The sequence below is a fragment of the Streptomyces spiramenti genome, from assembly GCF_012034385.1.
GTDB lineage: Bacteria > Actinomycetota > Actinomycetes > Streptomycetales > Streptomycetaceae > Streptomyces > Streptomyces spiramenti.
On sequence record NZ_JAAVJB010000027.1, the window covers coordinates 24,347 to 37,268 of the forward strand.

The following is a 12,922-nucleotide window of genomic DNA, read 5'->3' on the forward strand; positions in this document are numbered from 1 at the left end:
GAGGAACGGAGTCAGCTGTCGCTGCCCAGGCGGAGGATGCGCACCATGTTGGTGGTGCCGACCACGCCGGGGGGCGAGCCGGCCGTCATGATCATCAGGTCGCCCTCGTGGAACCGGTTGAGCCGCAGCAGCTCGGCGTCGACCAGCCGCACCATCTCGTCGGTGTGGTCCACGTGCGGGGCGACGAAGGTCTCCACGCCCCAGCTCAGCGTGAGCTGGTTGCGGGTGGAGGCGTCGGTGGTGAAGGCCAGGATCGGCTGCGAGGCGCGGTAGCGCGAGAGCCGCCGGGCGGTGTCACCGGACTTGGTGAACGCCACCAGGGCGCGGCCGTCGAGGAAGTCCGCCATCTCGCACGCCGCGCGGGCGACGGCGCCGCCCTGCGTGCGGGGCTTCTTGCCGGGGACCAGCGGCTGAAGGCCGCGGCTGAGCAGCTCCTCCTCGGCGGCGATCACGATCTTCGACATGGTGTTGACGGTCTCGATCGGGTACTGGCCGACCGAGGACTCCGCCGACAGCATGACCGCGTCCGCGCCGTCGAGGATGGCGTTGGCGACGTCGGACGCCTCCGCGCGGGTGGGGCGCGAGTTGGTGATCATCGACTCCATCATCTGGGTCGCGACGATCACGGGCTTGGCGTTGCGGCGGCAGAGCTCGATGAGGCGCTTCTGCACCATCGGGACCTTCTCCAGCGGGTACTCCACCGCGAGGTCGCCCCGGGCCACCATCACACCGTCGAACGCGAGGACGACCTCCTCCATGTTCTCGACGGCCTGCGGCTTCTCCACCTTGGCGATGACCGGGACGCGGCGGCCCACGCGGTCCATCACCTCGTGGACGTCGCGGACGTCGTCGGCGTTGCGCACGAAGGAGAGCGCGACCATGTCGCTGCCCATCCGGAGCGCGAACTCCAGGTCCTCGACGTCCTTCTCGGACAGCGCGGGGACGTTGACCGCGACGCCGGGCAGGTTGATGCCCTTGTGGTCGGAGATGACACCGCCCTCGATGACGATGGTGTGGACCTGCGGTCCGGACACCTCGGTCACCTGGAGGTGGACGTTGCCGTCGTTGATGAGGATCGACTCGCCCTTGGCGACGTCGCCGGGGAGGCCCTTGTAGGTGGTGCCGCAGATGGTGCGGTCACCGGCGACGTCCTCCGTGGTGATGGTGAAGGTGTCACCCCGCTCCAGCTCCACGGGACCATCGGCGAAGGTCTCCAACCGGATCTTGGGGCCCTGGAGGTCGGCGAGCACACCCACGGCACGGCCGGTCTCGTCGGCGGCCTTGCGCAGGCGCTCGTAGCGCTCCTCGTGCTCGGCCTGGGTGCCATGGCTCATGTTGAAGCGGGCGACGTTCATCCCCGCTTCGATCAGGTTCTTCAGCTGCTCGTAGGAATCTACGGCGGGACCCAGGGTGCAGACGATTTTGGAACGGCGCATGCCAGCGATCCTATCGGTTTGTTCAGCGGCGGAATAATCGTGGGTCCCGATCGCGCCTCCGACCGCGTCGCGCGGTGGTCGGACCGGGGCGCGGGCCCGGCCCGACCACCCGGGACTCAGCCGGTCAGCAGGCGGTAGGTCTGGGCGGCGATCTCCAGCTCCTCGTCGGTCGGGACGACGGCCACGGCCGTCCGAGCGTACTCCGGGGAGACCAGTCGGGCCTCGCGCGACCGTTCGGCGTTGCGGTCCGGGCAGATCTCCAGCCCCAGCACCTCCAGGCCGGCGATCGCCGCCGCCCGCACCTCCGCCGAGTTCTCCCCGACGCCGGCGGTGAACGCGACCGCGTCCACCCGGCCCAGCACCGCGACGTAGGCGCCCAGGTACTTGCGCAGCCGGTGGACGTAGACGTCGAACGCCAGCTGCGCGCGCCGGGCGTCCGCACCGTCGTGGCCGTCGTCCTCGCCCGCGTCGATCCGGCGACGGATCTCCCGCATGTCGTTGTCGCCGCAGAGGCCGACCAGCCCGGAGCGCTTGTTGAGCAGCTCGTCGACGGCGTCCATGTCCATGCCGGCGACCCGGTGCAGGTGCAGGATGACGGCGGGGTCCAGGTCGCCCGAGCGGGTGCCCATGACCAGCCCCTCCAGCGGCGTCAGCCCCATGGAGGTCTCCACGCACCGGCCACCGGCGACAGCCGAGGCCGACGCGCCGTTGCCGAGGTGCAGCACGATCACGTTGACGTCGGCCGGGTCACGTCCCAGCAGCTCCGCGGTGCGGCGCGAGACGTAGGCGTGCGAGGTGCCGTGGAAGCCGTAGCGCCGCACCCGGTGGGTGTCGGCGGTCTCCACGTCGATCGCGTAGCGCGCGGCGTGCTCGGGGACGGTGGTGTGGAACGCGGTGTCGAAGACCGCGACCTGCGGCAGCCCCGGGTTGAGCTTCCGGGCGGTGCGGATGCCCGTGACATTGGCCGGGTTGTGCAGCGGCGCCAGCGGCACCAGCCGCTCCACCTCCGCCAGGACCTCGTCGTCGACCACCGTCGGGGCGGTGAACCGCTGCCCGCCGTGGACCACGCGGTGGCCGATCGCGGCCAGCCGGGGCGAGTCCAGGCCGAGACCGTCGGCGGCCAGTTCCTCCGCCACCGCGGACAGCGCCTCGCCGTGGTCGGTGAACCGCCGGACGGTCTCGCGCGGTTCGCCGTCCGCCGGGACGTGCCGCAGCGAGGAGGCGTCCTCGCCGATCCGCTCCACGATGCCGGCCGCGGGACGGCTGCCGTCCGCCATGTCGATCAGTTGGTACTTCACCGACGAGGAGCCGGAGTTGAGGACCAGGACGCGGGTGGCGTCCGGCCCCGGCACCGGGGCCGTCGGCGCGGTGCCGGGGTCGTGCCGCTCGTCGGGCTGGGGGGTCATGCGTCGCCGCTCCGCTTCTGCTGTTCCTGGGGGGCGCCGGCCGCGTTCGCGGACCGGGCCTGCTGCTGGGCCTGGATGGCCGTGATCGCCACGGTGTTGACGATGTCCTGCACCAGCGCGCCGCGCGACAGGTCGTTGACCGGGCGCCGCAGCCCCTGGAGGACCGGCCCGACGGCGACCGCGCCCGCGGACCGCTGGACGGCCTTGTAGGTGTTGTTGCCGGTGTTCAGGTCGGGGAAGATCAGCACGGTGGCCCGCCCCGCGACCTGCGAGTCGGGAAGCTTGGTGGCGGCCACTGAGGGCTCCACCGCGGCGTCGTACTGGATCGGCCCCTCCACCAGCAGCTCCGGGCGGCGGGAGCGCACCAGCTCGGTCGCCTCACGTACCTTGTCGACGTCGGCGCCGGAGCCGGAGGTGCCGGTGGAGTAGGAGAGCATCGCGACCCGCGGTTCCACCCCGAACTGCGCGGCGGTGACCGCGGCCTGCACGGCGATGTCGGCGAGCTGGGTGGCGTCGGGGTCGGGGTTGACGGCGCAGTCGCCGTACACCAGCACCCGGTCGGCGAGGCACATGAAGAAGACCGAGGAGACGACGTCGGCCTCCGGGCTGGTGCGGATCACCTCGAAGGCGGGCCGGATCGTCGCCGCGGTGGAGTGCGCCGCGCCCGAGACCATGCCGTCGGCGAGCCCCTCCCGCACCATCAGCGTGCCGAAGTACGACACGTCGCAGACGGTGTCGTGCGCCAGGTCGAAGTCGACGCCCTTGTGCGCGCGGAGCTTCGCGTAGACCTCGGCGAAACGTTCCCGCAGCGGTGAGCTCTCCGGGTCCACCACCCGGGCGTGGGCAGCGGCGGAGTCGCCGGCGGGCTCGTCGGCGGCCAGCAGCCGCAGGTCGATGCCGAGTTCGGCGGCACGTCGGCGGATCGCGCTCTCGCCGCCGAGGAGTGTCAGGTTGCAGACGTTGCGGCGCAGCAGCACCTCCGCGGCGCGGAGCACCCGCTCCTCGGTCCCCTCGGGGAGCACCACGTGCCGGCGGTCGGCGCGGGCCCGCTCGATCAGCTCGTGCTCGAACATCATCGGCGTGACGCGGTCGCTCCGGACCACCGAGAGCCGTCCGCTCAGGGCCGCGGTGTCCACGTGCGACTCGAAGAGCCCCAGTGCGATCTCCGCCTTGCGCGGGCTGGCGGCGGTGAGCTTGCCCTCCAGCCCCAGCAGCGCCGCCGCGGTCGGGAACGAGCCACCCGGCACCGCGAGGACGGGGGTGCCCGGGGCGAGCCGGTGGGCCAGCGCCATGGTCTCGTCGCCGGGCCGCTGGTCCAGCGTGAGCAGCACCCCGGCCACGGGTGGTGAACCGGCGGCGTGCGCGGCCAGCGCGCCGATCACGAGGTCGGCGCGGTCCCCTGGTGTCACCACCAGGCTGCCCTCGGTGAGTGCGGGGAGGAAAGCCGGCAGCATGGCGCCGCCGAAGACGAACCCCCGCACGTCGCGGGCCAGCCCGGTCTGGTCTCCGAGTAGGACCTCCGCGCCCACGGCGCGGGCCACCTGGGAGACGGTGGGGGCGGCGAGCGCGGGCTCCTCGGGGAGCACGAAGACCGGCTCCGGTAGATGCCGCTCCAGCGCGCCGGCGGCCTCGCCCGCATCCTCGGCGCGGACGCGGTTGGCGACGGTGGCGAGCACCTCGCAGTCCAGCGAGGTGTAGGCGTGGTGGGCATTGCGGACCTCGGCCACCACGGTGGCCGCGTCGCGGTCCCGTCCGGCGACGACCGGCAGGACGGCGGCGCCGAACTCGTTGGCGAGCCGGGCGTTGAGCGCCAACTCCGCCGGCAGACCGGTGTCGGCGTAGTCGGTTCCCAGGACGAGCACGGCCTCCGACTCCCGCGCCACCTCGTGGTAGCGGTCGACCAGGGCGGAAACCAACTCGTCGGTACCACGCGCGGCCTGGAGCGCGGCGGCCCGCTCGTAGGTCATGCCGGTGGCGTCGGCGGTGGAGCGCGCCAGCCGGTAGCGGCTGCGCAGCAGCTCCATCACCGGGTCCCGGTCGTCGTGGGCCAACGGCCGGAACACCCCGACCCGGTCGACCAACCGGGTCAGCAGTTCCATCATCCCCAGCTCGACCACCTGCCGGCCGTCGCCGCGGCCGATCCCGGTCACGTACACGCTGCGCGTCACGTGCGCACTCCTCCACAGTCCAGCGTCGCCCGCCCGGCCGGTGGGCGGGGCGGCGGGCCGCGCGCCGAGCACCCGTTCGAGGAGTAGCCCGATCCGCTGGTCCCGCTGTCCGACCGTACCCGGAGCGTTCCGTTCCACGCGCGGTGGCCGTCCGGGTGCGGTGAGCGTCACGCCGGGGTGGCCGGGACGGCCCCGCGGGCGCCCGGTCGCCGGTACGACGGCGCCCGGCCCGGGGAGCGACGGTACGGTCTGCGGATGACGCGGCGGTGAACAGCGGTCGCCCGCCGCGCACACGTCGCGGCCCTGCCGTCAACACGTGAAACAATCGGCCCGGCCCCGAGGGCGCGGCCGATTCAACACCTGAAGCGATCCCGTTGCGAAGCAGGAGATGGTCCCTCATGCGTATTGGTGTGCTCACCGCGGGCGGTGACTGCCCCGGGCTCAACGCGGTGATCCGGTCGGTGGTCCACCGGGCCGTCGTGGACCGGAAGGATGAGGTCATCGGTTTCGAGGACGGCTTCAAGGGCCTCCTCGAAGGCCGCTACCGCCCCCTCGACATCAACGCCGTCAGCGGCATCCTGGCCCGGGGCGGCACCGTCCTCGGCTCCAGCCGCCTGGAGCGCGACCGGCTGCGGGAGGCGTGCGACAACGCCGAGCAGCTGCGCCGCGAGCTGTCCCTGGACGCCCTCATCCCCATCGGCGGCGAGGGCACCCTCACCGCTGCCCGCATGCTCTCCGACGCCGGCATCCCCGTCGTCGGCGTCCCGAAGACCATCGACAACGACATCTCGGCGACCGACCGCACCTTCGGTTTCGACACCGCCGTCGGCGTCGCCACCGAGGCGATCGACCGCCTCAAGACCACCGCCGAGTCCCATCAGCGCGTGATGGTCGTCGAGGTCATGGGCCGCCACGCCGGATGGATCGCCCTCGAGTCCGGCATGGCCGGCGGTGCCCACGGCATCTGCATCCCCGAGCGGCCGTTCGAGATCGACAAGCTGTGCGCGATGGTCGAGGAGCGGTTCGCCCGCGGCAAGAAGTTCGCCGTCATCTGCGTCGCCGAGGGCGCCCGCCCCAAGCCCGGCTCGATGGGCTACCGCCGCGGCGAGATCGACCAGTACGGCCACGAGCGGTTCACCGGGATCGGTAACCAGCTCGCCGTGGAGCTCGAACACCGCCTCGGCAAGGAGGCCCGCCCGGTCATCCTCGGCCACGTGCAGCGCGGCGGAACCCCCACCGCCTACGACCGGGTGCTCGCCACCCGCTTCGGCTGGCACGCCGTGGAGGCCGCCCACCGCGGCGACTTCGGCCACATGACGGCGCTGCGCGGCACCGACATCGTCATGGCTCCGCTGGCCAGTGCGACCGCCGAGCTGAAGACGGTGCCCGAGCACCGCATGGAGGAGACCGAGGCCGTCTTCTGACGGCGGTTCACCCAGGGCGTGCCGTGCGGACCGTGCGTGGGTCGCGCCGTACGGCACGGCACGTCGCCGTGTCCCCGGATCGCGCGAGTGCGGCCCCGTTGGAGCCGCGCTCCGGCGCCTTGCGGAGCGCCGCGCCGGACGACACGGCCTGATCCACGAGGATCGGCACGACACGCCCCTCGACGATCGCCACCGGGCACCCCGACCGCCCGGTGGCGAGGGGCAGTTCACTACGGTCTGCACATGCAGCGTCCGCTCCGCCGTGTCGTTCTCGCCGCGCTCGCGGCCACCACCGCGCTGACCGGCGCGCTGACCGGCGCCCCACCGGCCGCCGCCTCGCCGTCGCCCGCGCCGCGGGGCCCCGTCGTCCCCGGGGACGCGTCCGCGTCGCACACCGCGGACCCCGGTCGTCCGGCGGAGGCGGCGGCCTCCGGTGGTGCCCCCGCCGCGCCGCGCTGGGGTGACTGCGCCAGAGGACCGGCGGACACCCGCGGAGCCCGATTGGACGACGCCGGGATGCGCTGCGCCGAGGTGACCGTCCCCGTCGACCACACCGACCCGGCCGGCCCCACCCTGACCGTCGCCGTCTCCCGGCTGCCCGCCACCGCCCCCGACGGCGGCGAGGGCCCGCTGCTGATCAACGGCGGCGGCCCCGGAGGCCGCGGTCTCCACCTCCCGCTCGACGCCGCGGCGGCCCTGGGCGACGTGGCCGGGCGCTACGACCTCATCGGCATGGACCCGCGCGGCATCGGCCGCTCCACTCCCGTCGACTGCGGCTGGCCGACCGGGAGTTCGATACGGTCCGCGGGCACGGGGCTGCTCGACTTCCTCGCCGCATCCGCGGTGCAGCGGGACCTCGCGGAGGACTGCCGAACCAACGGCGGCCCGCTCCTGCCCCACCTCACCACCCGGCAGACCGCCCGCGACATCGACCGGGTACGGGCCGCGCTCGGGGCCGAACAGCTGCACTACCTGGGCTACTCCTACGGGACCTACCTGGGCCAGGTCTACGGCCAGCTCTTCCCCGACCGACTCGGCCGGACCGTCCTCGACGGGGTGATGGACCCCGCGCGCTACGGCGCACACCCCCTCGCCGACACGACCGCCGCCAACGAGGCCGCGCTGCGCGACTGGGCCGTCTGGACCGCCGCCCGCCACGGGACGTACGGCCTGGGGCGCGATGCCGACGCGGTGCTCGGCGAGGTCGAGCGCGTCGTCCGCGCCGCGACCGCCCGCCCGCTGCGGGTCGGCGACCACCACCTCGACCACCGCGCCGCCCCCGTCCTGTACCTGATCGCGCTCGGCACCGACCGGGACACGGCCCGGGACGGCCTCGCCCGCGACACACAGCTTCTCTCCCGGGCCGCCGACGGGGAGCCCGTCGTCCCCCACGAGAGCCTGGACCGGCGGCTGCGGCTGCTGCTCACCGACGACCACTCCGCGTTCGGCAGCGCCCAGACCGCGGTCCTCTGCGGCGACGCGGTGGACCGGCGCACCACGCTCGCCCGCTACCTCGCGCTCCGCGCCGAGAGCGCACGCCATCCCCTCGCCGGCCCGGTCGCGTTCAACACCACCCCCTGCGCCCACTGGCCCGAACCCCGGGAACCGCTGACGGTGGTGGACGACGACCGCCCCGTGCTGCTGGTCGCGTCGACCGGCGACCCCCGCACCTCCTACGACCACGCCCGCGCCGTGCGGGACCGCCGCCCCGGCGCCCGGCTGATCACGCTGGAGGACTCCACCCAGCACGCCGTCTTCGGCGTGCTGGGCAACCGGTGCGTCGACGACGCGGTCACTGCCTACCTCGCGACCGGGCGGCTCCCCGACACCGACGTCCGCTGCGCCCGGGAGTGACCGGCGCCGGGCTTCCCACCCGCGGTCACAGGTCGCCAGGGTCGGTGTTGGCACCGCAGAGCACGACGCACACCCGCTCCTCCGGCTGCGGCCGGTACGCCCCGGCGTCCAGGGCGGCGAGCGCCGCCGCCGCGCCGTGCTCCACCACCAGGCGGTGCTCCTCCCACAGCCGCCGCCGGGCGGCCACCACCGCCCCGTCCGACACGGTGACCGCCCGCGTGTGGTCCCGACCGGCCCAGCGGAGCGCCTCCGCCGCGACCCGGCGCGCGCCCAGCGAGTCGGCGGCCACCGACGCGACGGGCACGTCCACCGGCTCGCCGGCGGCCAGCGCCGCACCCAGCGCCCGGCTGCCCTCGGGCTCCACTCCCACCACCCGCACCCCGTGCGCCGCCGCGGCGGCGGAGACACCGGCGAACAGCCCGCCGCCGCCGACGGCCACCACCACGGTCGTCACCTCCGGCCGCGCCGCCAGGATCTCCGCCACCAGCGTTCCCGCTCCCGCCGAGATCAGCGGATGGTCGTAGGCGTGGGAGGCCACCGCCCCGGTCTCCTCGCAGAACGCCCGCGCCGCGGCGGCGGCCTCGGCGTACTCCGACCCCGCCGTGCGGACGTCGGCGCCCAGCTCGCGCAGCCGCCGCACCTTCACCGCCGGTGCCGTGGTGGGGACGAACACCGTCGCCCGCACCCCGGCGGCCGAGGCCGCCCAGGCGCAGGCGAGCCCCGCGTTGCCGCCGGAGGCGAGAGCGACCCCCGCCGCCGCCCCGGGCGGGGTGCCCGGCGCGGCGCCCGGTGGGCTCGACACACCGTCCGTCCCGAAGGTCGCGGTGGTGAAGTTGAGCGCGCCGCGCGCCTTGAAGGTGCCGGTGTGCTGGAGGTGCTCCAGCGCCAGGAAGAGCCCCGGGCCCGCCTCGGCCACCGCCACCGGCCGCACCCGGCCGGTGATGCGGGTCGCCGCCGCCGTCACGTCGTCGTTGCTGATCACACCCACGAGCATGCCCGTCCCGTCCCGACCCGCGCCGACCGGCCCCGCCCCGGTGCGCGTCGTGGCGCGGGCACCGGTCCGGTGCGGTCGGGCCCTGCCCAGGGCGGGGCCCCTCGCGCTAGGTTCCTCCCATGAACGTTGCAATCACATCCGGATACGTGGTGCCCGTCGACGGCGACCCCATCGAGGGCGGCACCGTGCTGATCACCGACGGCAGGATCGCGGCCGTGGGGCCCGACGCCGAGGTGGAGATCCCGGAGGGCACCAGGACGGTCGACGCCACCGGCCGCTGGGTCCTGCCCGGTTTCGTGGAGGCCCACGGCCACCTCGGGGTCTCGGAGGAGGCAGAGGGCTGGGAGGGCCAGGACACCAACGAGATGACCGATCCCAACGGCGCGCGGATGCGGGCGCTCGACGCCATCAACCCGGCCGACATCGGATTCCACGACGCGCTGGCCGGCGGCGTCACCAGCTCGGTCGTCAAGCCCGGCTCCGGCAACGTGATCGGCGGCCAGACCGTGGCGGTCAAGTGCTGGGGCCGCACCGTCGACGACATGCTGCTCCGGCAGCCCGTCAGCGTGAAGAGCGCGCTGGGGGAGAACCCCAAGCGGGTCTACGGCGACAAGAAGCAGCTTCCCTCGACCCGGCAGGGCGTCGCCGCCGTCATCCGGGACGCGTTCACCAAGGCACAGGACTACCGTGCGCGCCGGGACCACGCCGCCGCCGAGGGCAAGCCCTTCGAGCGCGACAACACCTCCGAGGTGCTGGTCCGCGTCCTGGACGGCGAACTCCCCTGGTGCCAGCACACCCACCGCGCCGACGACATCGCCACCGCGCTGCGGCTCGCCGACGAGTTCGGCTACCGCGTCGTCATCAACCACGCCACCGAGGCGCACCTGATGGCTGACGACATCGCCCGGCGTGGCGTGCCCGTCATCAGCGGACCGCTCTTCACCACCCGCCGCAAGGTCGAGCTGCGCCACCGGACCCTGGCCAACCCCGGCATCCTGGACCGGGCCGGGGTGAAGGTCGCCATCACCACCGACCACCCGGTGATCCCCATCAACTTCCTCGTCCACCAGGCGACGCTCTGCGTCAAGGAGGGTATGGACCGCGACGCCGCGCTGCGGTCGATCACGCTCAACCCCGCGGAGATCATGGGCCTCGACGACCGTGTCGGCGCGCTGCGTCCCGGTCTCGACGGCGACGTGGTCATCTGGTCCGGCGACCCGCTGGACGTGATGAGCCGCGCGCTGCACACCTTCGTGGACGGCCGCGAGGTGTGGACCTGGGACGAGTCGAAGCGCAGCGGGACGGTCGCGGACCCCTACTACCGCGACTGACGCCGCCGCGCGGTGCGCCGACGACCCGGCCCCGGACCCTCGAAAGGGTCCGGGGCCGGGTCGTGAGCGGATCAGGCGGGCAGCAGCCACACGGTCGCCAGCGGCGGGAGCGTCACCCGCACCGACGCGTCCCGGCCGTGCCAGGCGACCGCCTCGGTGCGCAGCGGCTCGGGGTTGCCCACGCCGCTGCCGCCGTAGCGGGTCCCGTCGGTGTTGAGCGCCTCCCGCCAGCGGCCGGAGACCCCGGGCACCCCGATCCGGTAGTCCTGCCGGACGACGGGGGAGAAGTTGCAGACCGCCAGCAGCGGCGGTCCGTCGTCGCCGAACCGGGCGAAGGCCAGCACGTTGTCCTCGGCCGCGTCGCCCACCAGCCAGGAGAAGCCCGCCGGGTCGGTGTCCCGCTGCCACAGCGCACCGTGGCCCCGGTAGCAGTGGTTGAGGTCGGCCACCAGGTCCCGCACCCCGCGGTGGTCGCCGGCGGCGCTGTACCCCTCGTCGAGGACCCACCACTGCGGTCCCTCGTCGGCCGACCACTCGGCGCCCTGGGCGAACTCCTGCCCCATGAACAGCAGCTGCTTGCCGGGGTGCGCCCACATCCAGCCCAGGTAGGCGCGGTGCGAGGCGCGCTGCTGCCACCAGTCGCCCGGCATCTTGGAGACCAGCGCCCCCTTGCCGTGCACCACCTCGTCGTGGGAGATGGGCAGCACGTAGTTCTCCGAGTAGGCGTACACCATGGAGAACGTCATCTCGTCGTGGTGGTACCTGCGGTGCACCGGCTCCTTGGACATGTACACCAGCGAGTCGTGCATCCACCCCATGTTCCACTTGAAACCGAAGCCGAGACCGCCGTGCTCCGTGGAGCGGGTGACACCGTCCCAGGCCGTCGACTCCTCGGCGATGGTCACCACGCCGGGGCACCTGCGGTAGACGGTCGCGTTCATCTCCTGGAGGAACGCCACGGCGTCGGGGTTGTCGCGCCCGCCGAACTCGTTGGGCGACCACTGGCCGTCCTCGCGCGAGTAGTCGAGGTAGAGCATCGAGGCGACGGCGTCCACGCGGAGGCCGTCCACGTGGAACTCCTGGCACCAGTACACGGCGTTGGCGACCAGGAAGTTGCGGACCTCGCGCCGTCCGTAGTCGAACTCCAGGGTCCCCCAGTCGGGGTGCTCGGCCCGCAACGGGTCGGCGTGCTCGTAGAGCGGCGTGCCGTCGAACCGCGCCAGCGCCCACTCGTCCTTCGGGAAGTGCGCGGGGACCCAGTCCATGATCACGCCGATGCCCGCCCGGTGCAGCGCGTCGACGAGGTGCCGGAAGTCGTCGGGGGAGCCCAGCCGGGCGGTCGGCGCGTAGTAGCCCGTCACCTGGTAGCCCCAGGACCCCCCGAAGGGGTGCTCCGCGGGCGGCATCAGCTCCACGTGGGTGAAGCCCAGCTCCGCGACGTACGCCGGGAGCTGCTCCGCCAGTTCGCGGTAGCCCAGTCCCGGCCGCCAGGAGGCGGGGTGCAGCTCGTACACGGACATCGGCGCCGCGTGGGCCGGGCGCCGCCCGCGGGAGGCCATCCACTGCCCGTCGCCCCAGGCGTAGGTGTCGTCCTCCGCCACCACCGAGGCGGTCGCCGGCGGACACTCGGTGCGGCGGGCCATCGGGTCGGCCCGGACCGTGTGCGAGCCGTCGCCGGTGCGGATGTCGAACTTGTAGAGCGCTCCCGCACCGAGCCCCGGCACGAACAGTTCCCACACGCCGCTGGAGCCGAGCGAGCGCATGGGGTGGCCGGTGCCGTCCCAGAAGCAGAAGTCACCCGTCAGCCGCACCCCCTGCGCGCCGGGCGCCCACACGGTGAACCGGGTGCCCTGCACCCCCCGGTGGGTCATCGTCCGGGCACCCAGCGCCTTCCACAGCTCCTCGTGCCTGCCCTCCGCGATCAGGTGCAGGTCGAACTCGCCGAGGGAGGGCAGGAAGGCGTACGGGTCGTGGACCAGGTGCGCGGCGGCGCTGCCCTCGTAGCGGACCGCCAGCCGGTACTCCGTCAGCTCGGGCACCGGCAGGACCGCCGCGAACAGCCCGTCGCCCTCGGCGGCCAGCTCGGCCCGCAGCCCCTCGGCGACCACCGTCACCGAGCGGGCGCCCGGCCGGAGGGCGCGGACCAGGACCCCGCCGGGGGCGGGGTGGGCGCCCAGCAGGCCGTGGGGGTCGTGGTGCGCACCCCGCAGCAGCCGGTCGCGATCGTGCCCGGCGAGGGAGCCGCTGCCGGCCGGCGTGGGGGCGACCGGGCGGGGCGGCGCCCGGATGCGGGTGAGCCTCACCAACGA

Annotated in this window: 8 protein-coding genes; 3 read left to right on the forward strand and 5 right to left on the reverse strand. The window is 73.9% G+C overall.

What is annotated here, in order from left to right:
- Positions 1 to 11: 11 nt before the first annotated feature.
- The 3 genes from pyk to pta all read right to left on the reverse strand — a co-directional run bounded on the left by pyk (position 12) and on the right by pta (position 5,010).
- Positions 12 to 1,436, reverse strand: coding sequence for a pyruvate kinase (gene pyk / locus HCJ92_RS06010; RefSeq protein WP_167932381.1), 1,425 nt, complete (start codon positions 1,434 to 1,436; stop codon positions 12 to 14).
- A 116-nt stretch (positions 1,437 to 1,552) separates the two neighbouring features.
- Entirely contained in the window at positions 1,553 to 2,842 is a 1,290-nt protein-coding gene (locus tag HCJ92_RS06015) for an acetate kinase (RefSeq protein ID WP_167932382.1), read from the reverse strand.
- Positions 2,839 to 5,010: a phosphate acetyltransferase gene (pta, locus tag HCJ92_RS06020; RefSeq protein ID WP_167932383.1), complete on the reverse strand. Its 2,172-nt coding sequence runs from the start codon at positions 5,008 to 5,010 to the stop codon at positions 2,839 to 2,841. The genes HCJ92_RS06015 and pta overlap by 4 nt, the downstream gene beginning before the upstream one ends.
- 398 nt (positions 5,011 to 5,408) lie before the next feature.
- Here pta and HCJ92_RS06025 point away from each other — a divergent pair, with 398 nt between their 5' ends.
- Together HCJ92_RS06025 and HCJ92_RS06030 are read left to right on the forward strand one after the other, a co-directional pair.
- Positions 5,409 to 6,434: a 6-phosphofructokinase gene (locus HCJ92_RS06025; protein WP_167932384.1), complete on the forward strand. Its 1,026-nt coding sequence runs from the start codon at positions 5,409 to 5,411 to the stop codon at positions 6,432 to 6,434.
- A gap of 243 nt (positions 6,435 to 6,677) precedes the next feature.
- The gene (locus HCJ92_RS06030; protein ID WP_167932385.1) at positions 6,678 to 8,288 is read left to right on the forward strand and encodes an alpha/beta hydrolase; all 1,611 of its coding nucleotides are present in this window, start codon (positions 6,678 to 6,680) and stop codon (positions 8,286 to 8,288) included.
- 25 nt (positions 8,289 to 8,313) lie between these two features.
- Here HCJ92_RS06030 and HCJ92_RS06035 read toward each other — a convergent pair whose 3' ends face one another.
- Positions 8,314 to 9,282, reverse strand: coding sequence for a serine/threonine dehydratase (locus tag HCJ92_RS06035; RefSeq protein WP_167932386.1), 969 nt, complete (start codon positions 9,280 to 9,282; stop codon positions 8,314 to 8,316).
- 119 nt (positions 9,283 to 9,401) lie between these two features.
- On the opposite strand from HCJ92_RS06035, the gene HCJ92_RS06040 reads away from it, so the two are divergent.
- Positions 9,402 to 10,613 carry an amidohydrolase gene (locus HCJ92_RS06040; RefSeq protein WP_167932387.1) on the forward strand — a complete coding sequence of 404 codons (1,212 nt, stop codon included), beginning with the start codon at positions 9,402 to 9,404 and terminating at the stop codon, positions 10,611 to 10,613.
- 71 nt (positions 10,614 to 10,684) lie between these two features.
- Here HCJ92_RS06040 and glgB read toward each other — a convergent pair whose 3' ends face one another.
- Positions 10,685 to 12,916, reverse strand: coding sequence for a 1,4-alpha-glucan branching enzyme (gene glgB / locus HCJ92_RS06045; protein ID WP_338054041.1), 2,232 nt, complete (start codon positions 12,914 to 12,916; stop codon positions 10,685 to 10,687).
- Positions 12,917 to 12,922 lie beyond the last annotated feature (6 nt).

Bases quoted from the DNA above. Each gene is read 5' to 3' on its own strand.
- HCJ92_RS06035 (WP_167932386.1), bottom strand. From the start codon at position 9,282: ATGCTCGTGGGTGTGATCAGCAACGACGACGTGACGGCGGCGGCGACC.
- HCJ92_RS06025 (WP_167932384.1), top strand. From the start codon at position 5,409: ATGCGTATTGGTGTGCTCACCGCGGGCGGTGACTGCCCCGGGCTCAAC.
- pyk (WP_167932381.1), bottom strand. From the start codon at position 1,436: ATGCGCCGTTCCAAAATCGTCTGCACCCTGGGTCCCGCCGTAGATTCC.
- HCJ92_RS06030 (WP_167932385.1), top strand. From the start codon at position 6,678: ATGCAGCGTCCGCTCCGCCGTGTCGTTCTCGCCGCGCTCGCGGCCACC.
- HCJ92_RS06040 (WP_167932387.1), top strand. From the start codon at position 9,402: ATGAACGTTGCAATCACATCCGGATACGTGGTGCCCGTCGACGGCGAC.
- HCJ92_RS06015 (WP_167932382.1), bottom strand. From the start codon at position 2,842: ATGACCCCCCAGCCCGACGAGCGGCACGACCCCGGCACCGCGCCGACG.